Below are 24,317 nucleotides of genomic sequence, written 5' to 3' on the forward strand. Positions count from 1 at the left end.
CTACACCGCCATTGCCTTGCCGACTTTACTGCCGGTCTCCCGTCCCAGGAGGGTGGACAACCAGCGCCCGGTTTCGGCCAGCAGCTCGAGATTGATGCCGGTATGGATGCCCAGGCCGTGCAGCATGTAGACCACGTCCTCGCTGGCGACGTTGCCGCTGGCACCCCTTGCGTAAGGACAGCCACCCACGCCGGAAACCGCCGAGTCGACCACCGCGACACCTTCTTCCAGGCACGCCAGGATGTTGGACAGCGCCTGGCCGTAGGTGTCGTGGAAATGCACGGCCAGTGCGTCCATCGGAACCTCCCCGGCGACCGCCTTGAGCATCGCACGCGCCTTGCCCGGCGTGCCTACGCCAATGGTGTCCCCCAAGGAGATTTCATGACAGCCCATAACATGTAACTCACGTGCAACCCGGACAACATCGGCCAATGGCACGTCGCCCTGGTAGGGGCAGCCCAGCACCGTGGACACGTAACCGCGCACCTTGATGCCATCGGCCCTGGCCCGCTGCAGGATTGGATCGAAACGGATCAGCGATTCGGCGATCGAGGCGTTGATGTTTTTCTGGTTGAACGCTTCCGAGGCCGCAGTGAACACCGCCACTTCACGCACGCCGGCGGCGAGTGCACGCTCGTAGCCTTTCTCGTTGGGCACCAGTACCGGATAATCCACGCCCGGTTTGCGGACGATTCCGGCAAAAACCTCGGCCGCGTCGGCCAGTTGCGGTACCCATTTGGGGCTGACGAAACTGGTGGCCTCGATGCTTTGCAGGCCGGTCGCTGACAACCGGTCGATCAGCTCGATCTTGTCGGCGGTGGCGACGATCGCCTTCTCGTTCTGCAGGCCGTCGCGCGGGCCGACCTCAACGATGCGGACCGCGGACTTCATTCCACCGGATCCAGGGTGACGAGGATCGCATCGGCGTCGACAAACTCGCCGGCCTGCGCGCGAACCTCGGCAACGGTACCGTCGCGCGGTGCCTTCAGGCTGAGCTCCATCTTCATCGCCTCGATCACCATCACCTCCTGGTCGGCCTGGACGACCTCGCCAGCCGCGATCTTCACTACCACGACGCGCCCCGGCATCGGTGCAACGACGTTGTCCGCGCCGGTGCCTGAGCCGCTTTCCTGATGACAATACATCGCCAATGGCTGCAGGCGAAGCCGCTGGTCGCCGTCGTGAACGATGACATGACGATCCTGGTCGAGAACCTGGAAGCGTCGCGCGCGCTCGGCGATGCGCAGGCTCAGTGACCCGCCTGCCAGTCGCGCGCCAGTGACCTGGTGGGTGTCGCCGCCAATATCGACACGATAGTCGCCATCGCTGCCGCTGGCGCGAACCTCGATGCGTTGTTCCCGGTACTCGAAGGCGAGGCTGCGCAGGCTGCCGTGACCCAGGCGCCAGCCATCGGCGATTGCCCACGGTGAACCCGGGTCGCCGGAGTTTTCGGCCAGCATGCGGGCGTTTCGTTCCTGTCCCAGCAGGCTGGTTACCGTGGCGGCCAGCAGCAAGTCGGTATCGATCTCGTCGTTGGCTGGTATGAATTGCTCGAGGTGGCGATCCAGGTACCCGGTGTCGATGGTGCCGGCGACGACCGTCGGGTGCCGCACGAGGCGCTCGAGAAACGGGATATTGGATTTGGGGCCGCTGATCTCGCACTGCGCCAGCGCATCGCGCATCCGCGCCAGCGCGCGCGGACGGTCGACGTCATGGACGATCAGCTTGGCGATCATCGGGTCGTAGAAAATCGTCACCGTATCGCCTTCGATCACGCCCGAATCGATCCGGACATGCGGGCCGGGTGCCGGTAGCCGCAGACGCTCCAGTTTGCCGGAGCCGGGCAGGAAACCGGCCTCCGGGTCTTCCGCGTACAGGCGTACTTCGACCGCATGGCCGTGGCGTTCGATCTGGTCTTGCGTCAGCGACAGCGGTTCACCGGCGGCGACCTGCAATTGCCACGCGACCAGGTCCAGCCCGGTTACCAACTCGGTCACCGGATGCTCGACCTGCAGGCGGGTGTTGATCTCCATGAAGTAAAAGCCTGCCGGCTTGCCATCGGCATCCTGGCCGACGATGAACTCCACCGTGCCCGCATTGACATAGTCGATGGCCCGCGCCGCCATGACCGCGGCCTCGCCCATCTGTTCGCGCAGCGCCGGGGTCAGGAACGGCGAGGGCGCTTCCTCCAGCACTTTCTGGTAGCGCCGCTGGGCCGAGCATTCGCGCTCGCCGAGGTGGATTGCATTGCCGAAGTCGTCGCCAAATACCTGGAACTCGATATGACGCGGTTGCTGGACATAGCGCTCCAGCAGCACCCGGTCACGGCCGAATGCGTTCTTCGCCTCGCGCTGGCAGGATTCCAGATTGGACAGGAACTCCGCCGACTCGCGCACGATCCGCATGCCCTTGCCGCCGCCGCCGTGTGCGGCCTTGATCATCAGCGGGTAACCGATCCGGTTCGCTTCGGCCTGCAGGTGGGCAGGCGTCTGGTCCTCACCGGTATAGCCCGGCACCACCGGCACCCCGGCGGCCTGCATCAGGTCCTTGGCGCCGGCCTTGCTGCCCATCTTGCGCATCGAGGCGGCCTTGGGCCCGATGAACGCCATGCCGGCGCCTTCGACGGCCTCGGCGAAATCGGCGTTTTCCGACAGGAAGCCGTACCCCGGGTGGATCGCCTGTGCGCCGGTCTGCGTTGCGACTTCGATGATCGCCTCGCCACGCAGATAGCTCTCCGCAGGCGTCGGCCCGCCGATGCAATACGCCTCGTCGGCCTGGCGCACGTGCTGGGCATCGGCGTCCGCAGTGGAATACACCGCGACGGTACGGATGCCCAGCTCGCGGCAGGTGCGGATGACCCGGCAGGCGATCTCGCCGCGGTTGGCAATCAGGATCTTGGTGAACATACGGGGGCTCGCGACAAGGGGGTTGCTGGGAAGGGTGACGGACGCACGGGCGGTCATTGGCACCAGCCCGGCTTGCGCTTGTCGAGGAATGCCGACAGCCCCTCCTGGCCCTCCGCCGATACCCGCAGCCCGGCGATCAGGCTGGCGTTGTCGGCGTCGTGGCGCGCGCCATCACGATGGGACGCGACCTGGCGTACCAGGGCCTTGGCTTGCGCCGAGGCCACCGGACCGGCCTTCAACAGCAAGTCGATCTGCCGTTGCACCGCGGTGTCCAGGGCGGTGGCGTTGACCACTTCGTGCAGCAAGCCCATCGCGCAGGCTTGCCGGCCGTCGAAAATCTCGGCGGTGGCAAACCAGCGCCGCGCCTGGCGCGCGCCGATCGCGTCGATCACATACGGCGAAATCACCGCCGGCAGCAGGCCCAGCTTGCTCTCGGTCAGCCCGAACTTCGCCTCCGGCACGCCGATGGCGATGTCGCAGCAAGCGACGAGCCCGACACCGCCGCCAAACGCCGCGCCGTGGACCTTGGCGATGGTCGGCTTCGGTATCTCGTCGAGGGTACGCATCAGCCGGGCCAGTGCGAGCGAGTCGTTGCGGTTCTCTGCCTCGCTGGCGGCGGCCATGCCGCGCATCCAGTTGAGGTCGGCCCCGGCCGAGAACGACGCGCCTTCGCCTTCCAGTACCACGACCCGGATGCTGTCGTCACCGGCCAGGCTCTCCAGTGCGCCGGTCAGCGCCGAGATCAGCATGGCGTCGAATGCGTTGTGGATCTCGGGACGGTTCATGCGCAGACGGGCGACAGGGCCCTCGCGCAGGTTCAGCAGCGGGTTGGTCATCGGTACTCGGCGGTTGCGGGACTGATGGAATGATAGCGGTCGCGCCGAGGCGGGCAGCCATGACGTTCGGGATGCGATCAATTCTCATTATGAAGTAGAATCCGCCAGTCCCTTTACCGCGTTGAATCCGATGCTTATTACCCTGCGCCTGCTTGCCGTCACGCTGATGCTGTCCTTCACGCTGCCTGCGTACGCCGCCGACACCGTGAACCAGGATGCACAGACCGCCTGGCGCCTGCTCGACTACATCGCAGTGGATTATCCGGTCGCGGTGCAAGACGGGCAGGTCGTGAGTGAAGCCGAATACGCGGAGATGACGGAGTTTTCCGCGGCCGTGGGCGAGCGTCTGGAAGCGTTGCCGCCGACCGACGGCCAAGCCGGTTTGATGGACGCGGCCCAAGCCCTGCAGCTCGCCATTGCGGAGAAGACCGCCCCCGAGCAGGTCGCCTCGCTGGCGCGCAATCTTGCCGGCGAGTTGCTGGCGGCCCATCCCATGCCGTTGGCACCGACCGGCGTGCCCGACCTGGCCGGGGCGGCGGACCTCTACCAGCAGCAGTGCGCCAGTTGCCATGGCACGACCGGTGCCGGCGATGGCCCGGCAGGGGTCGCGCTGGACCCGCCGGCGATCGATTTCACCGATGAGTCGCGCGCCCGCGAGCGCAGTGTGTTCGCGCTCTATCAGGTGATCGAACAGGGCCTTGAAGGCACCGGCATGGTCAGCTACGCGCACCTGCCATCGGAAGACCGCTGGGCGCTGTCGTTCTATATCGGGCAGTACGCGTATCCGGATGAGCTGGCGGCATCGGGCGAGCGCCTGTGGAACGGCGATGAGTCGCTGCGTGCGCAGTTTCCGGATCTGGGAACCTTGACCCAGGTAACCCCGGCCGCCCTTGCCCAGAGCATTGGCGAGGACGATGCCAAGGCGGTGACGGCTTACCTGCGTCGGCATCCCGAGGCGGTGCAGGCCAAGCCGGAAGGCTCGTTGGCCCTGGCCCGCTCGCGCCTGCTCGAGAGCACCCAGGCGTATGCGGCAGGCGATCAGCGCAAGGCGCGCGATCTGGCGCTGTCCGCCTACCTGGATGGGTTCGAGCCGGTGGAACCGTTGCTGGCGGCGCGTGATGGCGCGCTGATGGTGGAGATCGAAACCGCCATGGCCGAGCTGCGTTCGCGCATCGGCCGCTCGGCGAGCGTGGAAGACATACAGGCGCAGGTCGAGGTCGTCGACGGCTTGTTCGTCAGGGCCGAGGCGGCGCTCGCCCCGGGGATGGCGAGCAACATGACGGCCTTCGTCGGGTCTTTCACCATCCTGCTGCGAGAGGGTCTGGAGGCGTTGCTGGTGCTGATTGCCATGATTGCGTTCCTGCGCAAGGCCAATCGCACCGAAGTCATGCCGTACGTGCATGCCGGTTGGGTTACCGCGCTGCTGGCGGGCGGGCTGACGTGGGTGGTGGCGACCTACCTGGTCAGCATCAGCGGTGCCAGCCGTGAACTGACCGAAGGGTTCGCGGCCCTGTTTGCCGCGGCGGTGCTGCTGTTCGTCGGCATCTGGATGCATGGCAAGAGCCAGGCCGGTGCATGGCAGCGCTACATCAACGAAAAGCTCTCCCACGCCTTGTCCAAGCGCTCGGCATGGTTCCTGTTCCTGCTCTCATTCGTGGTGGTGTACCGCGAAGTCTTCGAGACCGTGCTGTTCTACGCCGCGCTGTGGAGCCAGGGTAATGGCAGTGCCATCCTGGCCGGTGGTGCCGCCGGCGCGGTGGTACTGGCGGGTATCGCCTGGGCGATGCTGCGTTACAGCCGGAAGCTGCCCATTTCCACCTTCTTCTCAATCAGCTCGATACTGATTGCCGTACTGGCCGTGGTGCTGGCGGGCAAGGGTGTTGCCGCGCTGCAGGAAGCCGGCTGGCTGTCGGTGTCGGTCGTCAGCTTCCCGCGGATCGCGCTGTTGGGGATCTACCCAACCCTGCAAGGCGTGCTGGCGCAGCTGGTGACGCTGGCGATCATCATCATCGGGTTCTGGGGCAATCGTCGCGCGGCATTGGCGCGGTAAGCCACGCGCCAGCTTGAACACGCCAGCTTGAAAGCGCGCTGACCGGAATGTGCTACAGGTACCCGCCGCCCTAATGAGGGCGGCGGGTTTTTTTTCCGGTGCTCTCGGTGGCTTCCACTACCAGGCTGAATGTCCGCTCGTCGCCCGGGTGCAGCGCACCCACGCCGACCACCTGGCGGTTGATCTCCTTGCCGCGGCCGTCGCGGATCGACAGCACCATCGAGTACTCGCAGGCACCATCGGCGGGGGCCGGAATGGTGCCTTCAACCTTCAAGGCGGTTACCGCGGCTGCGGCGGCTGGGCCGGCATCAAACCGCAGGTGTCCACGGCATTGCGGACACACGCTGGAGCTTTCCAGGATCGTGGTCTTGCAATGCGGGCAGGTGCGGGTCGCGCCCGCAGTGCCCGGGCGCGGTGTGCTCATGCGAGGCTTTCGAGGCCCGTCTTGGTGCCGGACTGGTTGGCAGGTTTGGCACCCGAGTTGTTCTGGGATTTGTTCTCGGCCTTGTCGTAGCCCTTGTCACCCCAGCCGAACTCGACCTGGCCGCGCATCCGCGACCCGGCGGCGACGATCAGCGATCCGGCCTTGACGTCGCCGATCAACGCACCCGACTCCAGTACCTCGACCCGTTGCGCCGACTCGATGTTGCCTTCCAACTCGCCGGCAACGATGACCTTCTGCGCGCGCACGCCGCCGGTCAGCTTGGCGCCGGTCTCGATCGTCAGGTTGCCCTGGACGTTGACATCGCCGTTGAACTTGCCGGCAATGCGCACGTGCCCGGTACCTTCGATTTTTCCCTCGATGGTCAGGTCGGCGGCAATCAACGATTCCTTCATCGATGATTCGTTGCGGCTTGGTGCAGCTGCTTCACGGGTCGATGGGGCATCGAACCGGGCCGCTTCCGGCGTCGGGGTCGGTACCGATTGAACAGGCGCCGGCGGGGCAGCCGGGGCAGGCGCCGGTGATTTTGAGGAGGCGGGTTCTTTCCAGATAGCCATCGGTTGCAAGGTCCATCGAATCAGGGACTTCCGAATCTAGCACCGACTTCACGCCCTCTTGATGTGAAATCGGCCTGAAAAGCGGATCTTCTTCAGGCCCCCGACAGGAAAGCCGTGTTCATCAGTGCATTCCATCACACTGCGTTGCCGTGGACAAACCAGCGTTTCCGCGCTCGTGCCAGTACGGCAGGAACTACATCCGGAACACGCCGAAGTGGGTTCCGCGGGTGCCGGGCTCACCTTGGGCCGGCGCATTGAACGCGGCCGACAGCCCCAGTCCAAGCACGCGGCGAGTGTCGGCCGGGTCAATGATGCCGTCGTCCCACAGCCGGGCGCTGGCGTAGTACGGGCTGCCTTGCGACTCGTATTGATCGCGCAGCGGTACCTTGAACGCCTCTTCCTCATCGGCCGTCCAGGTCCCGTCGCGCGCCTCGATGCCGTCGCGCTTGACCGTCGCCAGCACCGAGGCCGCCTGTTCGCCGCCCATCACGCTGATCCGCGCGTTCGGCCACATCCACAGGAACCGGCCACCATAGGCGCGGCCGCACATCGCGTAGTTGCCGGCGCCGAAACTGCCGCCAATCACCACGGTGAACTTGGGCACGTGCGAGCAGGCCACCGCAGTGACCATCTTCGCCCCATCCTTGGCGATACCGGCCTGCTCGTACTTCTTGCCGACCATGAAACCGGTGATGTTCTGCAGGAACACCAGCGGGATCCCGCGCTGGTTGCACAGCTCGATGAAGTGCGCGCCCTTGAGTGCGCTCTCGGCAAACAGGATGCCGTTATTGGCCACGATGCCGACCGGGTAGCCGTGCAGGTGCGCGAAGCCGGTGACCAGGGTCTTGCCGTAGCGCGCCTTGAACTCCTGAAACTCGCTGCCGTCGACCACGCGAGCAATCACCTCGCGGATATCGAACGGACGGCGGGTGTCCTTCGGCACGATGCCGTACAGCTCCTCGGCGGCAAACAGCGGTTCGCGCACGGGCTGCACCGCGACCGGCACGACCTTCTTGCGGTTGAGCGTGCCGACGATCCCGCGGGCAATCTGCAGCGCGTGGCGATCGTCCTCGGCGAAGTGATCGGCAACGCCGGAGATCGACGTGTGGACGTCGGCGCCACCGAGGGTTTCGGCGTCGACGATCTCGCCGGTGGCGGCTTTCACCAGCGGCGGGCCACCGAGGAAAATGGTGCCCTGTTCCTTGACGATGATCGACTCGTCGCTCATCGCCGGCACATACGCGCCGCCAGCGGTGCAACTGCCCATGACTACGGCGATCTGGGGGATGTTGTCCGCGCTCATGCGGGCCTGGTTGTAGAAGATCCGGCCGAAGTGCTCCTTGTCCGGAAACACCTCGTCCTGCAAGGGCAGGAAGGCGCCACCGGAGTCGACCAGGTAAATGCACGGCAAATGGTTCTCGCGGGCGACTTCCTGCGCGCGAAGATGCTTTTTGACCGTCATCGGGAAGTAGGTGCCGCCCTTGACGGTGGCATCGTTGGCGACCACCACCACCTCCAGGCCTTGCACCCGGCCGATGCCGCAAACCATGCCGGCCGCTGGCGCCGCGTCGTCGTACATGCCGCCTGCCGCCAATGGGGCAATCTCCAGGAACGGCGAGCCCGGGTCGAGCAGGGCAGTGATGCGGTCCCTGACCAGCAACTTGCCGCGAGCGGTGTGCCGGTCGCGCGCCTTGTCGCCGCCGCCGTGTGCAGCGCGCAGCAACCGGCTGTCCAGTTCATCAACCAGCGCGCGGTGGTAGGCGACGTTGTCCTTGAAATCCTGCGAGCGCGGATCAAGCGCGGAACTGAGTACGGGCATGCGGCGTTCTGTCGGTGATGGTTTAGGGGCTACAGGATACCCGTCCCGCAATTTCGCCATGAAAAAACCCGGGCCCGCATGACGCGAACCCGGGTTTGGAGTGACGGGATGATCGAGGCGATCAGTCCTGGATTTCGGCGTCGGCCTTGGCCTCGGCTTCCGCCTGCTCGTCCTTCATTTCAGCGGAGACATTGTCGGCAGCGTCGCCGATCGCACCGGCGGCATTCGCCTTGCCTTCCTCGTACGCCTGCTGCAACGGATCCGCTGCAGCATCGGCGGCGGCAGCTGCCGAGCCAACGGCGGCAGCGGTGTTGGTGGCGGCAGCATCAATCCCGGCAGCGGCGGCATCTGCGGCCGATTCGGCAGCGACTGCAGCCTGGTCGCCGGCGACTTCGGCCTGGGCAGCGGCCTCGGCGGCCTGCTGGTCGGCGCTGGGCGAGTTGCAGGCCGCAAGAGCGAAGACGCTGGCAGCAAGAAGGGCGGTGATCTTGTAGTTCATGGTGGACTCCTGGGTTTGTCGGCAGTGAAACTGCGTTGGGTCGCCGGTTCTGCCGGCGGGCGCACTATTGATGTTTTGCCAGTAAAGGAATGTGAAGACGATCAAAAAAGCCGCCGGGATTACCCGGCGGCTTTCGGTACAGCTGACAACTAGGACGGATTACTGACCGTCTTAGTTGGTCTCGGCATCGGCACTGGCAGCGGCTTCTTCAGCAGCGTCCTGGGCCTGCTCGGCAGCGTCGGCAGCGTTCTCGGCAGCGTCGGCAGCGTCGTCGGCACCGGTCATGTCGGTAGCGGCGGCAGCGGCGTCAGCCGAGGTCGCGGCGGCATCGGCAGCCGAAGCGGCGGTGTCGGCAGCAGCCTGGGCAGCGTCGGCAGCCATCGCGTCGCCGGTAGCGGCGGCGTTGGCAGCAGCTTCGGAAGCCTCGGACGAAGCAGTAGCCGCTTCAGCCGCAGCGTCGTCAGCCTGCTGGGAGTTGGAGCAGGCAGCCAGGGCAAAGCCCATGGCGATAGCGAGCAGCGCCTTGTTGAAAGTCATGGTGTAGTCCTCGTCGTTAATAGGGTTAGGCAACGCGCTAGTGCGCGCATTAACATGATGACAACCGAGCGACGCGTGTCAAGCGCCACGTAGTGCATTTTTCGTTAACGAAACGTTGGCGTTTGGGTGCCGTTGGGGAAAAGAGTCAGAGCAGTTCGATCGCGATCGCTGTCGCCTCGCCGCCCCCGATGCACAGCGACGCGACGCCTCGGGTGCCTCCGCGCGAGCGAAGTGCATTGATGAGCGTCACCACCAGACGTGCGCCACTGGCGCCGATCGGGTGTCCCAGCGCCACCGCACCACCATGCACGTTGACCTTCTCGTGCGGGATCCCCAGGTCCTTGATTGGCGCCATCGCGACGCAGGAAAACGCCTCGTTGATCTCGAACAGGTCGACGTCTTCGACCTTCCAGCCCGCCTTCTCCAGCACGTTGCTGATCGCCGTGACCGGCGCGGTGGTGAACCACTCCGGCGCCTGGGAATGGGTCGCGTGGGCGACGATGCGCGCCAGCGGTTTCAGGCCGCGTGCGCTGGCGTCCTCGGCCGACATCAACACGGTGGCGGCAGCACCATCGGAAATTTTCGACGATGACGCCGCTGTCAACACGCCTTCCTTGCCGAAGGCAGGACGCAAGCCCGGGATCCTGCTCACGTCGATCTTGCCCGGCTCTTCGTCGGTGTCGACCACGGTCTCGCCCTTGCGGGTCTTGACGGTGACCGGGACGATTTCGTCCTTGAACTTGCCCTCGGTCTGGGCAGCCTTGGCGCGGTTCACGCTCTCGGTGGAGAACGCGTCCAGCGCGGCGCGATCGAACTGGTACTTGTTGCACGCCATGTCGCCGAACACGCCCATTGCCTTGCCGTCGTACGGGTTGGTCAGGCCGTCGTGGGCCATGTGGTCGAGGAACTCGGCGCTGCCGTAGCGGACGCCCGTGCGGCTGCCGTTCAACAGGTGCGGGGCATTGGTCATCGACTCCATGCCGCCGGCCACCACGACCTTCGCCGAGCCGGCCTTGATCAGGTCGTGTCCAAACATGATCGCTTTCATGCCCGAACCACACACCTTGTTAATGGTGGTGCAGCCGGCGGAGGCGGGCAGGCCAGCATTCAGCGAGGCTTGCCGTGCCGGCGCCTGGCCCAGCCCAGCGGGCAGTACGCAGCCCATGATGACCTCGTCGACCTGGTCGGCCGCGAGGCTGGCATGCTCGAGGGCGCCGGTGATTGCAGCAGAGCCCAGCGCCGGTGACGGCACGCCGGTGAACTGGCCGAGGAAGGAACCGATGGCGGTGCGCTTGGCACCAACGATGACGACGTCGCTCATGGGGGACTCCGGTTAAATGGGGGCTTGAGCTGCCCGAACCTCTCCGATTATGGCGCCGCGTGCTGCATTGCGGCAAACCGCGGGTCGCAGCTGCCGTTGCGGGGGGCGCAGTGCCGGCCATTGTGGCCTGTGTCGCGATCGGCTAGAAAGGGTGGGGTTGAATCAGCCGTTATGACGCACCCGGGCGACACCGGGACCAGCCGGAGGAAGAGACAGAATGAAGTCAAAGGATAGTGGAAGCTGGCAAGCAATGGTGGGCGGCGCATGCCTGCTCGCGTTGACGGCGTGTGGTGGCGGTGGTGGTTCGTCCAACATCCGCCCGCAGCCGACGCCTCCTCCCACCGCGCCGGATCCGGAGCCAGAGCCAGGTCCGCAGCCCGACTTCGACTCCCATCTGGTATTGACCAACGCGGTCGCGGCCCACGATGCCGGGTTCACTGGCGAAGGCGTGATCATCGGCCTGCTTGACAGTGGCATCCGCCGCGACCACCCGACCCTGGTCGGCCGGGTCGATCCCGGGTTTGTGTACCTGGATGCTTCTCAGAACGATCTCGGCACCGACGACGTTCTGGGTCACGGCACCACCGTGGCGCAACTGGCTGGTGGCACCGCGTTTGGCGAATGGCCCGGTGGCATTGCCCCCGGAGCGACGTTTGTCTCCGCCCGGATCATTGCCGACGACCCGCCCGAGGACGACGGGTCCGGCCAGGGCAACCGCGTCACCGACGGCTCCTGGCTGGGGTTTGTCCACGAAGACCTGATGAGCGCCGGCGTACAGATCTCCAACAACTCCTGGGGCGGCCTGTACTGGGATGGCGATAACGTGACCAGGACCTTCATCGATGCGATGACGCCATTCGTGGTGGACGGGGGCGGGTTGGTGGTGTTTGCCACCGGCAACGAGTCCGGGGCCAACCCGACCGATACCGCCTCGTTGCCCAGTCAAGGCGCCGGCGCGGCGGTCCTGGAGCAGGGCTGGCTCGCCGTGGCCGCGCTGGACACGCTTTCGCCGACCCAACTGGCCTCCTATTCCAATGCCTGTGGCATCGCGATGGACTACTGCCTGGTGGCACCGGGCGACGTGGTATTCACCGGTCTGGACGATACCGCGGGTAATCCGACGTATTGGGTCGGCGGCGGGACATCCTTCGCCGCGCCGCAGGTATCGGGTGCAGCGGCGCTGGTGTGGGAAGCCTTCCCTTATTTCGACAACGACCTGGTACGTCAGACCTTGCTGGGCACGGCGACCGACATTGGGGCTGCCGGCGTGGACAACGTATTCGGGCATGGACTGCTTGATGCGGGCAAAGCCGTGCAGGGGCCGGCCAAGCTGGACTGGGGGCAGGTCACGGCCGCATTCGATGGTGGCATGTCGGTCTGGTCCAACCCGATTTCGGGCGCTGGCGGCATCACCAAAAGCGGCACCGGCCACCTCGACCTGACCGGTGAAAACAGCTACACCGGCGAGACCGTCGTGGAGGCCGGCACGCTGTCCACGCTGCACGCCTTACCGGGTGACGCCACGGTGCGGACTGACGGGCTGTTGCTGCTGGACGAAGTCGGGGTGCATGGGACGCTGCGCAACGAAGGCGCGACCGCGATCTATGGAGCCGACCCGACCGGGGCCGTGCACCTGATCGACGGCGATTTCACCCAGACCGCCACCGGCAGGCTGGCGCTGGAAGTTGGCTCGCAGTTGCAGGTGCAAGGGCGCGCCGACATCGACGGCGAGGTGCTGGTCACCGGCGTCACCGATGGCTATGTGTACTCCGCACGCGAGACCTTTCTGGAGGCGGCGCAAGGCGTGAACGGGACGTTCGACGTGCTTTCGGCCGCCAGCGGCGTATTCCTGGACGCCACCCTGGGCTACGACACCAACAGCGCCTGGCTGGACATCGACCGACTGGATGTCAGCGCGGTCGCACAGTCGATGGGTTTGACCGCGGCTTCCGTCGGATCGGCGTTGCGGATCGAGACTGCCTTCCAGATCATCGATGGCAACGGCGCAGGAACATTGCCGGTCGGCGGCCCCGTTGGCGCCGGCGGAGCGAGTGGATTCATCCACGGTGCCGCGGCACTCCAACGCACCCAAACCGCCGCCGCCGCCGAGCGTTCGCTGGCCAGCCTGTCGGGCGAGCTGCACGGCGCGGATACCTCGTTCGCGATGATGGCGATGGAAGACAGCCGCCACGCGCTGGAATCGCGACTGGATGCACTGGGCCGCGGTGCCGGCAACGGCGCCTGGGCCGACCGCCTTGGCGGCGAGCGTTCGATCCACTCGCATACCCGGGTCGATGCCAATGGCTGGCTGATCGGTCAGGACCAGCGGTTTGGCCCGCACTGGACTGTCGGCGCCGCGTTCGGCCAGACCGATGGCTACGCCAATCACGACCTGCGCCGGGACCGTGAGCACAACCGTCAGTTCGAAGGCCAGCTCTACACCGCTTGGAGCACCGGCGGAAACTACGTGCTCGGACGCTTCGCCATTGGACAAATGGACCGGAGGATGCAGCGCGAAATCACCCTGGGGGCGGATCGCTTCGGCGTCGGCGCTGACTACGACAACCGCTACACCAGCTTCGGCCTGCAGGCCGGCCATCGCTTTGACTTCGCTGGTGGCACGCTGACCCCGTATATCGGCACCGAAACCATGCAACTGGAGCGCGGTGGCTTCAGCGAGAACGGTGCCGCGGGCTTTGGCCTGAGCACCACCGGATCCAGCCTCGAGGCGACTCGTGCACTGGTGGGCGCTCGCGTGCAACAGCAGTTGCGGGTGGGATCATCCGTGATGACGGTGAGCAGCCGCCTGGAGTGGCAGCGCCTGCTGTCGCAGACCGGCAACCTGATTGATGCGCGATTTACCGGGATCGATGCCTGGGCGCCGATCAGTGGCACCGGGCTGGCTCGGGAAGCGGCCGTATTTGGCGTCGGCGTGCGCGCTGACCTGCCGCTCGGCCAACTCGGCTTCGACCTGGATGCCCGTCATGAGCTCGGCAGGACCTGGACCGGCGCGTCTGCCAACTGGTCGGTCGGGTTCTGACCCGGTCGACGCTTTAAACAACAACGCCGCGGACATCCGCGGCGTTGTTGTTTCTGCGTGGCATGGCTTGCTGGTCAGTGTTGCTCGTTGAACAACTCGCGCCCGATCAGCATGCGCCGAATCTCGTTGGTGCCCGCACCGATGGCGTACAACTTCGCGTCACGCAGGAAGCGGCCGGTGGGGTAGTCGTTGATGTAGCCATTGCCGCCAAGGGTCTGGATGGCTTCCAGGCCGACCTGCACGGCGGCCTCGCTGGCGTGCAGCAGGCAGGAGGCGGCATCCACCCGGCTGCGGTGGCCGGCGTCGTAGTCGCGTGCCACCTGGTAGGCAAACGCGCGGCTGGACTGCAGTGAGGTGTACATGTCGGCGATCTTGGCTTGCATGATGCCGAAGGTGCCAATGGCGACGTCAAACTGCTTGCGCTCGCGCACATAGGGCAGGGCGATATCGAGTGCCGCCTGCATCAGTCCCAGGGGGCCGCCGGTCAATACCAACCGCTCGGTATTCAGACCGCTCATCAAGACCTTGACGCCCTGGTTGACCTCGCCCAGGACGTTGGCGGCCGGGATTTCGCAGTCGCGGAAGACCAGCTCGCAGGTGTTGGACCCACGCATCCCCAGCTTGTCGAGCTTCTGGGCGGTGCTGAACCCCGGCATGCCCTTCTCCACGATGAAGGCGGTCATGCACTTGCTGCCCGCTTCCTTGCCCGCGGTGCGCATGTAGACCACCAGCACGTCGGCTTCGGGACCGTTGGTGATCCACATCTTGTTGCCGTTCGCAATCCAGACGTCGCCCTTCAGTTCGGCGCGGCACGACATCGAGCCGACCACGTCCGAGCCCGCGCCCGGCTCGCTCATCGCCAGCGCGCCCTTCCATTCGCCGGTGCACAGCTTGGGCAGGTACTTGCCACGCTGCTCGTCGCTGCCGTTGGCGTAGAGGTTGTTCACGCACAGGTTGGAATGGGCGCCGTACGACAACCCGACCGAGCCGGAGGCGCGCGATATCTCTTCCATCGCCACCAGGTGCGCCAGGTAACCCATGCCGCTACCGCCGTACTCCGGGTCGACGGTCAGGCCCAGCAACCCCATCTCGCCCAGTTTTGGCCACAGATCCTGCGGGAATACATTGTCCTCGTCGATCTTCGCCGCGCGCGGCGCGATCTCGACCTCGGCAAAACGGCGCACGGCATCGCGCAGTGCATCAATCTCGTCGCCCAGCGGAAAAGGTCGCATTGGAGCTCCATAGGTTTTGTCTTGAAAGCACGACGGGGCACTCGGCCCCGTCGTGTTTGTCGCGTACTACAGCCGGTAATCAGCTGCCGCGAACGCGGCCCTTGAAGCGCGGGGTTCCGCGACCCATTGGCAACTTCAGCTTGCCGACGGCGGCGATGCGCTCCTCGGCCAGGCGGTCGGCGGCCTTGTAGGTCGGGATGCCGTCGCGCTCGGAGATCTCGAAGATCCGGCCGAGGTTGTGGTAAATGGTGCGCATCATGCGCATCGCGCGCTCGCGGTTGTAGCCGTCGATTTCCAGCGAGACGTTCATCACGCCGCCGGCATTGACCGCGTAATCCGGGGCGTACAGGATGCCGCGCTTCTGCACTTCATCGCCAATCGCATCGGTGGCCAACTGGTTGTTGGCCGAACCGCAGATGACCTTCGCCTTCAAACGCGGCACGGTCTCCTCGTTCACGGTGCCGCCCAGCGCGCACGGCGCGTACACATCGGCCGCCACGTCGTAGATCTCGTCCAGGCCCACGGCTTCGGCGCCGTATTCGGACACGGCTTTGTCGACCAGGCCCTGGTTGATGTCGGTCACGAAGATCTTCGCGCCGCGCTCCTTGAGCAGCTTGACGTATTCCATGCCGACGTGGCCCAGGCCCTGTACGGCGTAGCTGTACTTGCCCACTTCCTCGTCGCCAAAACGCTTGTTCAGCGACGCCATCAGGCCCTGCAGGGTGCCGTAGGCGGTGAACGGCGACGGATCGCCCGAGCCGCCGTGGACCTGGTGCACGCCGGTGACGTACTCGGTCTCGCGGAACACGAACTCCATGTCGTTGACATCGATACCGACGTCCTCGGCGGTGATGTAACGGCCGCCGAGCGACTCGACGAACTGGCCGAACGCGCGGAACAGCACCTCCGACTTGTCGGTGGCCGGATTGCCGATGATGACTGCCTTGCCGCCGCCCAGATTGAGTCCGGCGACCGCGTTCTTGTACGTCATGCCGCGGCTCAGGCGCAGCACGTCGTTCAGCGCTTCGGCCTCGGACTTGTACGGCCACATGCGGGTGCCGCCCAGCGCGGGACCCAGCGTGGTGTCGTGGATGGCGATAATGGCCTTCAGGCCTGCATCCTTGTTGTGGCAGAACACGACCTGCTCGTGGCCGAAGGTATCGAGGGTTTCGAAAATCATTGCGGACTCCGCACGCTGGTAGCCGTATTGCGTAGCGCAACCGTCCCAGCTTTGGTTGATAAGTTGTTGAAAATGCTGAAATCTGGGGCGTGAGAGGTCGTCGAGACACCCGCCGCAGCCGCATCAGTCTAAAGGAATCGGCGGTTTGTCGCGTGCAGTGCAGCGGCACGGGGCCGATAGCAGCGGCGGGCTTCATTGGCGCCCCGGCGCTACAATCGAGGGTCAACGATTCTCCGATGGAAAGTGCATGAGTACGTCCGCCGCCAGCCTGCCCGAAGCCCGCCCCGACAACACGCCGTTGCGGTTCGTTACCGCCGCCAGCCTGTTCGATGGCCACGACGCGGCGATCAACATCATGCGCCGGCTGATCCAGTCCCAGGGCGCGGAGGTTGTCCATCTGGGCCATAACCGCTCGGTGGAGGACGTCGTCCGCGCCGCGTTGCAGGAGGACGCCGACGCCATCGCGCTGTCGTCCTACCAGGGCGGGCATGTCGAGTACCTGAAATACATGGTCGACATGCTCAAGGAGCGCGGCGCCGGCCATATCAAGATCTTCGCCGGCGGTGGCGGCACCATTACCCCGGAGGAGATCCGCGAGCTGCAGGCCTACGGCGTGGAGCGCATCTACCACCCCAACGACGGCATGAAGATGGGCCTGGTGGAGATGATCGAAGACGTAGTCCGCCGCACCCACGACGCCCGCGACGCCGTACGCCACGCCTCAACCGACCCCGCACGGCCGGCCTCAACCGACCCTGTAGGGCGGGTTTCAACCCGCCACCCCGACACCGCCGAAGCCCACGCCCCCGTAGGGCGGGTTTCAACCCGCCACGACGCCACCCCCCACCCCCACACCCCCGACGCCACCGCCCCCTCCATCACCGACGAAATCGCAATCGGCAGAATGCTAAGCGCCATCGAAGAAGGCGAGTTCGACGAGACCGAGCTAACCCACCTCCGCAAACAATGGCAACTAGCCGGCAGCCGAACCCCGGTTATCGGCATCACCGGCACCGGCGGGGCAGGCAAGTCCTCCGTCACGGACGAGCTGCTGAACCGCTTCCTCGCCCACTTCCCCGACATGCGCCTGGCAGTGATCTCGGTCGACCCGACCCGCCGCCGCACCGGTGGCGCGCTGCTGGGTGACCGCATCCGCATGAACTCGCTGCGCTCCAAGCGCGTCTACATGCGCTCCATGGCGACCCGCCGCCAGCACGCGGCGACCAACATCGTGCTCAAGGACAGCATTGGCTTCCTGAAGGGCCTCGGCTACGACCTGGTGATCGTGGAGACCGCCGGCATCGGCCAGAGCGACTCGGAGATCGTCGACCTGGTCGACTTCCCGATGTACGTCATGACCAGCGACTTCGGCGCCGCCAGCCAGCTGGAGAAGATCGACATGCTCGACTTCGCCGAGCTGGTGGTACTGAACAAGTACGACAAGCGCGGCGCCGAAGATGCCCTGCGCGACATCCGCAAACAGTGGAAGCGCAACCGCGTCGCCTTCCAGACCAAGGACGAGGATGTCCCGGTTTACCCGACCATCGCCAGCCAGTTCAACGACCCCGGCATCAGCTGGATGTTCGCCAACCTGTGTCGCCTGATGCGAGAGAAGCTGCTGCTGGATGGTGACGCTGCTGTCCCACGGGGACTTCCTTCGGTCGTAGGCGCGGCTGAAGCGGCTTCTACACAGGCAGGACACCCGCGTGGGACGTCGAAGGCGAATGCCCCCCACGCCGCACCGGCCCATTGCGACTTCCGCCCCGAACTCGACACCACGCTGAAAGAGCCGCGCGCCACCGTGCTGATCCCCGGCGCACGCATCCGTTACCTGGCCGAAATTGCCGAACAGGGCCGGGCGATCAACAGCACCATCGACACCCAGTCCGAGACCGCAGACCGCGCCCAGAGCTATTGGCAGAGCCTGCACGACCTCGAAGACCCCGCGCTCCCCAAGCAGCTCGACCTCTACCAAGCCGACGACCTCGTAGGGCGGGTTTCAACCCGCCACGACGACGATGACGGGAAGGGCGGGGCAAACGATGCGGGCGCGAATGAAGGAGCAGTCGACCGCACCCTGCTCACCCTCCGCCAGCGCTACAACGACGCTATCCACTCGCTCTCGGCCGACTCCCGCAAGCTACTGCGCCAATGGCCCGAGCGGCTGAAGTCAATCACCGACGAGATCACCGAATACGAAGTCCGCGGCAAGAAGATCCGGGTCGAGAACTACCGCGAGTCGCTCAGCCACCAACTGATCCCCAAGATCGCCGCCCCCACCTACAAGTCCTGGGGCGAGCTGCTGACCTTCCTGCAGAAGGAAAACCTGCCCGGCCATTACCCCTACACCGGGGGCGTCTACCCGTACCGCCGCACCGGCGAGGATCCGATCCGCATGTTCGCCGGCGAAGGCACGCCGGAGCGAACCAACCGCCGCTTCCATTACCTGTCCGTCGGCCAGCCCGCCGCGCGCCTGTCCACCGCGTTCGACTCGGTCACCCTGTACGGCGAGGACCCCGCGCCGCGCCCGGACATCTTCGGCAAGATCGGCAACTCCGGCGTTAACATCGCCTCGCTGGACGACATGAAGAAGCTGTACTCCGGCTTCGACCTGTGCGCGCCGACCACCAGCGTGTCGATGACCATCAACGGCCCCGCACCGATGATCCTGGCGATGTTCATGAACTGCGCCATCGACCAGCAGATCGAGAAATACCTGCGCGAGGACGATGCGCGCTGGAACGACGCGAAGGCGAAAATCGACGCGATGTTCGAAGGCAAGCGCCGCCCCGCGTACAGCGGCGAGCTGCCGGAAACCAACGGCGGCCTCGGCCTCGGCCTGCTCGGTGTCACCGGCGACCAGGTGGTCGACGCGGACACCTACGAGCGCATCAGGACCTACACCCTCAAGACCGTGCGCGGCACCGTGCAGGCCGACATCCTCAAGGAGGACCAGGCCCAGAACACCTGCATCTTCAGCACCGAGTTCGCGCTGCGCATGATGGGCGACATCCAGCAGTACTTCGTCGACAACGGCGTGCGCAACTTCTACTCGGTGTCGATCTCCGGGTACCACATCGCCGAGGCCGGGGCGAACCCGATCAGCCAGCTCGCCTTCACCCTGAGCAACGGGTTCACCATCGTCGAGTACTACCTCGCACGCGGCATGAAGATCGACGACTTCGCGCCCAACCTGTCGTTCTTCTTCAGCAACGGCATGGATCCCGAGTACACCGTCATCGGCCGCGTCGCCCGCCGCATCTGGGCCCGCGCGATGCGCGAGCGCTACGGCGCGTCCAGCCGCAGCCAGATGATGAAGTACCACATCCAGACCAGCGGCCGGTCCCTGCACGCGCAGGAGATCCAGTTCAACGACATCCGCACCACCCTGCAGGCGATGTACGCACTGTTCGACAACTGCAACTCCCTGCACACCAACGCCTACGACGAGGCCATCACCACGCCGACCGAAGAGTCCGTGCGCCGCGCCGTCGCCATCCAGATGATCATCAACAAGGAGCTGGGGCTGAACTTCAACGAGAACCCCTGGCAGGGCAGCTTCATCGTCGACAAGCTCACCGACATCGTCGAGGAAGCCGTCTACAAGGAGTTCGAGGCCATCAGCGAGCGTGGCGGCGTGCTCGGCGCCATGGACACCATGTACCAGCGCGGCAAGATCCAGGAAGAAAGCCTGTACTACGAGCACAAGAAGCACGACGGCAGCCTGCCGCTGGTCGGCGTCAACACCTTCCTGCCGAAGGAGCACGCCGGCGAAGTGACCACCGAGATCGAACTGATCCGCTCGACCCCGGAAGAGAAGGGCCAGCAGATCGACAACGTCGCCAACTTCCAACAGCTCCGCAACGCCCTAACCCCAGCCGCCCCCGCTCCCGTAGGTGGGGCTTCAGCCCCTCCCGACGAACCCACCACCACCAACGTCCCAGGCCTCGCCTACCTCCAAAAAACCGCCCGCGACCGCCAGAACGTCTTCGCCGCGCTGATGCAGGCGGTCAAGACCCACAGCCTCGGCCAGATCAGCCACGCCCTCTACGAAGTCGGCGGCGAATACCGCCGGAATATGTAGCCTGACGCCGTTACGCCTTACGACATGAGCAATGAGTAGCGTCAAGCGTACCGATGACCGGACATTCTTCTCCTTCGAGGAGGCCGAGCGCGCCCAACTGTTGGCGTGGGTCGGGTTGAGCACTAGCGCAAAGATCGACTTCTTTGAAGAGATGATTGAACTGGCCTATTGGAGCGGAGCGCTCTCGCCCGAGCGTCTGGCGTTGCGTGATCGGGTGCTGTAAAGGTGGCTACCAGAACAACCGCAACGTACGGGCCGGGGAGGGCTTGCGCGCTCTACAGAGCCCGCGAACGCCAGAACGTGTTCGAAGCGGTGATGGGCGGTGAAGACGCATAGCCTGGGGCAGATCAGCCATGTGTTGTATGACGTGGGTGGGGAGTATCGGCGGAATATGTAAAAAATAAGGCCCGTAGGAGCGGGTCTTACTTTTACGACATTTTTAATCACATAAAACAAGGTGGGGAGAAAATGGCAGTTCTGATTGTTCACCTAAGTGATATTCACCTTGGGGTAGGTAACCAATCGGTCTTAACGCGTGCCGACAAAATTGTCGATGCGGCATTATCTCCGACTGCCTTGATCGAGGCTGTGCATATCGTGGTCAGCGGCGATCTCGCCAACTGGGGATTGCAGGAGGAGTTCGATCTCGGTCTTGAACTGTTCCGAAAGCTATCGGAACAGGTGGAGAGACGCTGTGGCTTCGCTCCACAATTTTTTATTAGTGCCGGTAATCATGACTGCAACTTCCAAGGTGATCAGTCTCTTCGGGACGTCGCCATTGATAGAGTTAGGAGTAATCCATCCGCACTCACTCCTCGCATTACAGAGGAGCTCGCGTCAGTTCTGCAGGGCTTCTATGCAGCGCAAAAAGCCGTAATGCCAGATGTTGTGCAGCATGACGAATGGTTCGCAGTTTCCGAAGTTGCTGAACCGCAGGCGATCCGCTATGTGCTTCTAAACTCTGCCGTTAGCTCGAAGAGAAAAGAGGAGATAGGCAAGCTCTATGCCCGGATCCCCAGTATCGAAGATTCAAGGGATGGTAAGCGCACGATATATGTCATGCACCATACCTTCAACTGGCTCCTGCCGGATAACGCGCGGGAACTTGCTCAGCACGCTTCAGGGGTTGCAGATTTATTTCTAATGGGGCACGAACATGTGCTTGGAGCGCAGGCGACAAGGGATCTCTATGACGACACAACTACGGTATACCTAAAAGCGCATGCTCTTCAGGACGTAGAAGACCCTGCAAACAGCGCTTTTCAGACAATCCAAGTCGACGCTGAAGCGGGATGTCTTTTGCGCTCGTACATTTGGCAAAACGGCAGATATGAGCCCTGGGGCGAGCGGTCGAGAGATGATTATCTGGCCTGGCCGAATAGCGAAGATCGAAAGAAGCTAGGTGTAACCCATGATGGGTATAAAGAGCTTAATAGCGCTGGCGCGAACTTCACGCACAGGAACAAAGACCAAATAACACTGTCAGACATTTTCGTTTGGCCAAGGATTCGGGTAGTCAATCCTGAGAGGGAGAATGGTGCTGCAGCTACCGATGATTTCGAAATTGATTCAGAGTTGCTGGTCGATACGCCTGACGACTATGCGCCCGTCGTAGTATTAAGGGGGGGCGAGCAGTCCGGGAAGTCGGCCCTTGCAAAAATGCTCGCGTTAAACTTGGCCCGAAAGGGAAGACATCCGATATTGCTAGCTGCGTCTCATGTGTCGTCATGGCGTGAGAAAAGCCTGAATGAGCGTGTGGACCATGCCATCGACGCGTTGTACGGAGTGAAGAACCGAACCGACTACCGCCTGCTGCCACCACAGAAGAAGGTATTGATAATAGATGATTTTGATTTGTCTCAAGTGACCAAGGGCTATTTCGACGGGCTAAGAGCGTTGCGACAACATTTCGGGCAAATTTATCTGATGCTCGATTCGCATCCGGGACTAGAAGTGGCGCTAAATGAGTTTCTGCGGGACGAACTCTTTATTGATTCCGATATATTTGATCTTCTTCCAAGCAGCTATCATCACCGGTTGGAGTTGATTGAAAAGTGGTTGCGCGTTGGCAACTCAGAGCAGGCCGACGAAGACTTAAAGTTGACTGCTGCACGACTGTCTAAGGTTGTTGATGAAACGCTTGGAAGGAACTTAATCCCAGCCGTTCCCGTGTTTGTTCTCATTATTCTGCAGCGTGCGGAGCTGGCCCAGGACCTTGACACAGTCGTTAAGAGTGGGTCCCAAGGTTTTCTATACGAATCTCTAATCCATCAGGCGCTGAGCACAAGGGTTAAGGCGTGTAATGTCGTAACCTCTCTCACGTACTTGACGGAGTTTGCGCGCACGCTGCGTTCTCTCGGTGCAGATGGTCTCGCTCAATCTGATTTTGAGGCATTCCATGTAGAGCACTGCAAACGCTTCGCCTTGGATCTTTCAGTTGCTAGGTTCCAAGCGCAGATAGTTAGTGCCGAGATTCTAGAGGATCGAAGCGGAACAGTTAGATTCAAGTATCCGTTCCACTCTTACTATTTCGTCGCGAGAGCGCTTTCTCGGATCGCGGATTGGCAGCAGCTTGAACCTGAGATCGATTTGTTAGTTAGCGCAATTCATACAGAGCGGGCGGCCAATACTTTGCTCTTTCTCGCGCATATAGGACGTGATGCGCGAATCGCAGAGAAGATAATTAAGAAGGCAAACGGTATGTTCGTCAAGTTTGCGGAAAAGGAGGCTAACCTGTTCGCAAAGGTTTCTGCCTTCGATAAGTACAGTCTCAAAGAGATTCGCGGAATCCTTTTGGACGGAGGGCGATCGGCTCAGCTACTCGAATGGAAGCGGGATGAGGTGGAGGCCGAGAATTCGCAGAAGGAACTTACGTCGGTAGCAGAAGCCCGCCTAAGAGAACGGCTCGATGATGCCTTAGCAATGAACGCGGCATTTAAAACGTTGCAGGTGCTAGGGCAGGTTCTTAGAAATCATGCTGGTGAAATTGAGCGAGAAGAAAAAGTTCGCATAACAAAGACATGTGTGTCACTTGGATTGCGTTTATTGGGTTTCCTTTACGATATGGTCAACGAACATGGCGAGGAGATGATAGCTTTTCGGGGGGCACAGATACGCGTAGAGAAGCCAGAGATTCTCGGCATCGAGCTTGCAGATGAGCTCGCGCGTTATCTACCGTCATTTATCTCGTCGATTAGTGTGGGGACCCTGATAAAGATCGCTAATGCCATAGGTTCCGAAGATTTGGCGCCGACGTTGGATCAGGTGCTTTCCAATAGTCCTACACATCAGCTGCTAAAGCTTGCTGTGCATCTCGAACATTTTGCTGATTTTCCAAAGAAGGAGATTTTGGACTATGAAGAGGACGTGCTCCGCAGCGGTGGCTATCTTCCGAACGCTGTGCTGAGGCGCTTCATTGTGAGGCGGTTTTACTTGTTTCCCGTTCGAGATGAACTTAAGCGTGCCGTGTTGGAGAGGTTTAATATCAAGGCGCTGCCCTTCAAGTTTCTTGAGCAGAAGCAACCCTCAGGCCACTAGTTTCTGGATTGGAGCGGTCAGCGGGAACCACAGTCTGGACGACCTGCGTCGGCAGTTGGGCACGCGCTTTAAGCGTGGCAGGCGTAGCGAAGCCGCTGAGCAGTTGCCGGTGCCGTAACCGACGCCCGTCTGAGGTCGTAGGCGCCGCGCCAATGGAAAAAGCCACCTTCGAAAAAAGGGGGTCGAAAAACCGGGTCAGTCCACACTCCTGCCAGTTGGTATCAGGAGATCGCCGCTCGGCATCTTCAAGGTGGAAGCCACCAATCCCAGAGCACGG

General features: G+C 63.3%; 16 protein-coding genes. 5 read left to right on the forward strand and 11 right to left on the reverse strand.

Features of this window, described 5'->3' with window-relative positions:
* Genes ACW5DN_RS02580 through ACW5DN_RS02590 form a run of 3 tightly spaced genes read right to left on the reverse strand, consistent with a single transcriptional unit; the run spans position 1 to position 3,742 of the window.
* Entirely contained in the window at positions 1-891 is an 891-nt protein-coding gene (locus ACW5DN_RS02580; protein WP_456961195.1) for a hydroxymethylglutaryl-CoA lyase, read from the reverse strand.
* Positions 888-2,906, reverse strand: a complete 2,019-nt coding sequence (locus ACW5DN_RS02585; protein ID WP_456961196.1) for an acetyl/propionyl/methylcrotonyl-CoA carboxylase subunit alpha — start codon at positions 2,904-2,906, stop codon at positions 888-890. Before ACW5DN_RS02585 ends, ACW5DN_RS02580 begins: the two co-directional genes overlap by 4 nt.
* A gap of 53 nt (positions 2,907-2,959) precedes the next feature.
* On the reverse strand, positions 2,960-3,742 hold the full coding sequence (locus tag ACW5DN_RS02590; protein ID WP_456961197.1) for an enoyl-CoA hydratase-related protein: 783 nt from the start codon (positions 3,740-3,742) through the stop codon (positions 2,960-2,962).
* A 130-nt stretch (positions 3,743-3,872) separates the two neighbouring features.
* Between ACW5DN_RS02590 and ACW5DN_RS02595 the strand changes: the two genes are divergently transcribed.
* Positions 3,873-5,792 carry an FTR1 family protein gene (locus tag ACW5DN_RS02595; RefSeq protein ID WP_456961198.1) on the forward strand — a complete coding sequence of 640 codons (1,920 nt, stop codon included), beginning with the start codon at positions 3,873-3,875 and terminating at the stop codon, positions 5,790-5,792.
* 70 nt (positions 5,793-5,862) lie between these two features.
* On the opposite strand, the gene ACW5DN_RS02600 is transcribed toward ACW5DN_RS02595, so the two are convergent.
* The 6 genes from ACW5DN_RS02600 to ACW5DN_RS02625 all read right to left on the reverse strand — a co-directional run bounded on the left by ACW5DN_RS02600 (position 5,863) and on the right by ACW5DN_RS02625 (position 10,967).
* Positions 5,863-6,216, reverse strand: a complete 354-nt coding sequence (locus ACW5DN_RS02600) for a hypothetical protein (protein WP_456961199.1) — start codon at positions 6,214-6,216, stop codon at positions 5,863-5,865.
* On the reverse strand, positions 6,213-6,791 hold the full coding sequence (locus tag ACW5DN_RS02605; RefSeq protein WP_456961200.1) for a bactofilin family protein: 579 nt from the start codon (positions 6,789-6,791) through the stop codon (positions 6,213-6,215). Before ACW5DN_RS02605 ends, ACW5DN_RS02600 begins: the two co-directional genes overlap by 4 nt.
* A 193-nt stretch (positions 6,792-6,984) precedes the next feature.
* Positions 6,985-8,610, reverse strand: a complete 1,626-nt coding sequence (locus ACW5DN_RS02610; RefSeq protein ID WP_456961201.1) for a carboxyl transferase domain-containing protein — start codon at positions 8,608-8,610, stop codon at positions 6,985-6,987.
* Positions 8,611-8,731: 121 nt separating this feature from the next.
* Entirely contained in the window at positions 8,732-9,109 is a 378-nt protein-coding gene (locus ACW5DN_RS02615) for a hypothetical protein (protein WP_456961202.1), read from the reverse strand.
* Between the two features lie 171 nt (positions 9,110-9,280).
* A complete protein-coding gene (locus ACW5DN_RS02620) occupies positions 9,281-9,646 on the reverse strand; it encodes a hypothetical protein (protein ID WP_456961203.1) in 366 nt (121 codons plus the stop codon).
* A gap of 145 nt (positions 9,647-9,791) precedes the next feature.
* Positions 9,792-10,967, reverse strand: coding sequence for a thiolase family protein (locus ACW5DN_RS02625; protein ID WP_456961204.1), 1,176 nt, complete (start codon positions 10,965-10,967; stop codon positions 9,792-9,794).
* A 217-nt stretch (positions 10,968-11,184) separates the two neighbouring features.
* On the opposite strand from ACW5DN_RS02625, the gene ACW5DN_RS02630 reads away from it, so the two are divergent.
* Positions 11,185-14,007, forward strand: a complete 2,823-nt coding sequence (locus ACW5DN_RS02630) for a S8 family serine peptidase (protein ID WP_456961205.1) — start codon at positions 11,185-11,187, stop codon at positions 14,005-14,007.
* 74 nt (positions 14,008-14,081) lie between these two features.
* Here the strand turns inward: ACW5DN_RS02630 and ACW5DN_RS02635 are convergent, their stop codons facing one another.
* Both ACW5DN_RS02635 and ACW5DN_RS02640 read right to left on the reverse strand, forming a co-directional pair.
* Complete coding sequence (locus tag ACW5DN_RS02635; RefSeq protein ID WP_456961206.1) at positions 14,082-15,239, reverse strand: isovaleryl-CoA dehydrogenase; 1,158 nt, start codon at positions 15,237-15,239, stop codon at positions 14,082-14,084.
* A 79-nt stretch (positions 15,240-15,318) separates the two neighbouring features.
* On the reverse strand, positions 15,319-16,419 hold the full coding sequence (locus tag ACW5DN_RS02640; protein WP_456961207.1) for a Glu/Leu/Phe/Val dehydrogenase dimerization domain-containing protein: 1,101 nt from the start codon (positions 16,417-16,419) through the stop codon (positions 15,319-15,321).
* Between the two features lie 247 nt (positions 16,420-16,666).
* Between ACW5DN_RS02640 and ACW5DN_RS02645 the strand changes: the two genes are divergently transcribed.
* The 3 genes from ACW5DN_RS02645 (at position 16,667) to ACW5DN_RS02655 (ending at position 24,040) form a co-directional block, all read left to right on the forward strand.
* On the forward strand, positions 16,667-20,503 hold the full coding sequence (locus tag ACW5DN_RS02645) for a methylmalonyl-CoA mutase family protein (RefSeq protein WP_456961208.1): 3,837 nt from the start codon (positions 16,667-16,669) through the stop codon (positions 20,501-20,503).
* A 31-nt stretch (positions 20,504-20,534) separates the two neighbouring features.
* Positions 20,535-20,726 carry a hypothetical protein gene (locus tag ACW5DN_RS02650; protein ID WP_456961209.1) on the forward strand — a complete coding sequence of 64 codons (192 nt, stop codon included), beginning with the start codon at positions 20,535-20,537 and terminating at the stop codon, positions 20,724-20,726.
* Between the two features lie 245 nt (positions 20,727-20,971).
* Positions 20,972-24,040, forward strand: a complete 3,069-nt coding sequence (locus ACW5DN_RS02655) for a metallophosphoesterase (RefSeq protein ID WP_456961210.1) — start codon at positions 20,972-20,974, stop codon at positions 24,038-24,040.
* The last annotated feature ends 277 nt before the right edge of the window (positions 24,041-24,317 follow it).

The organism is Lysobacter sp. A289, from assembly GCF_054072675.1.

What these genes read in the sequence shown, in the direction of transcription:
- ACW5DN_RS02580 (WP_456961195.1), bottom strand. Translation starts at nt 891, where the DNA reads ATGAAGTCCGCGGTCCGCATCGTTGAGGTCGGCCCGCGCGACGGCCTG.
- ACW5DN_RS02585 (WP_456961196.1), bottom strand. Translation starts at nt 2,906, where the DNA reads ATGTTCACCAAGATCCTGATTGCCAACCGCGGCGAGATCGCCTGCCGG.
- ACW5DN_RS02590 (WP_456961197.1), bottom strand. Translation starts at nt 3,742, where the DNA reads ATGACCAACCCGCTGCTGAACCTGCGCGAGGGCCCTGTCGCCCGTCTG.
- ACW5DN_RS02595 (WP_456961198.1), top strand. Translation starts at nt 3,873, where the DNA reads ATGCTTATTACCCTGCGCCTGCTTGCCGTCACGCTGATGCTGTCCTTC.
- ACW5DN_RS02600 (WP_456961199.1), bottom strand. Translation starts at nt 6,216, where the DNA reads ATGAGCACACCGCGCCCGGGCACTGCGGGCGCGACCCGCACCTGCCCG.
- ACW5DN_RS02605 (WP_456961200.1), bottom strand. Translation starts at nt 6,791, where the DNA reads ATGGCTATCTGGAAAGAACCCGCCTCCTCAAAATCACCGGCGCCTGCC.
- ACW5DN_RS02610 (WP_456961201.1), bottom strand. Translation starts at nt 8,610, where the DNA reads ATGCCCGTACTCAGTTCCGCGCTTGATCCGCGCTCGCAGGATTTCAAG.
- ACW5DN_RS02615 (WP_456961202.1), bottom strand. Translation starts at nt 9,109, where the DNA reads ATGAACTACAAGATCACCGCCCTTCTTGCTGCCAGCGTCTTCGCTCTT.
- ACW5DN_RS02620 (WP_456961203.1), bottom strand. Translation starts at nt 9,646, where the DNA reads ATGACTTTCAACAAGGCGCTGCTCGCTATCGCCATGGGCTTTGCCCTG.
- ACW5DN_RS02625 (WP_456961204.1), bottom strand. Translation starts at nt 10,967, where the DNA reads ATGAGCGACGTCGTCATCGTTGGTGCCAAGCGCACCGCCATCGGTTCC.
- ACW5DN_RS02630 (WP_456961205.1), top strand. Translation starts at nt 11,185, where the DNA reads ATGAAGTCAAAGGATAGTGGAAGCTGGCAAGCAATGGTGGGCGGCGCA.
- ACW5DN_RS02635 (WP_456961206.1), bottom strand. Translation starts at nt 15,239, where the DNA reads ATGCGACCTTTTCCGCTGGGCGACGAGATTGATGCACTGCGCGATGCC.
- ACW5DN_RS02640 (WP_456961207.1), bottom strand. Translation starts at nt 16,419, where the DNA reads ATGATTTTCGAAACCCTCGATACCTTCGGCCACGAGCAGGTCGTGTTC.
- ACW5DN_RS02645 (WP_456961208.1), top strand. Translation starts at nt 16,667, where the DNA reads ATGAGTACGTCCGCCGCCAGCCTGCCCGAAGCCCGCCCCGACAACACG.
- ACW5DN_RS02650 (WP_456961209.1), top strand. Translation starts at nt 20,535, where the DNA reads ATGAGTAGCGTCAAGCGTACCGATGACCGGACATTCTTCTCCTTCGAG.
- ACW5DN_RS02655 (WP_456961210.1), top strand. Translation starts at nt 20,972, where the DNA reads ATGGCAGTTCTGATTGTTCACCTAAGTGATATTCACCTTGGGGTAGGT.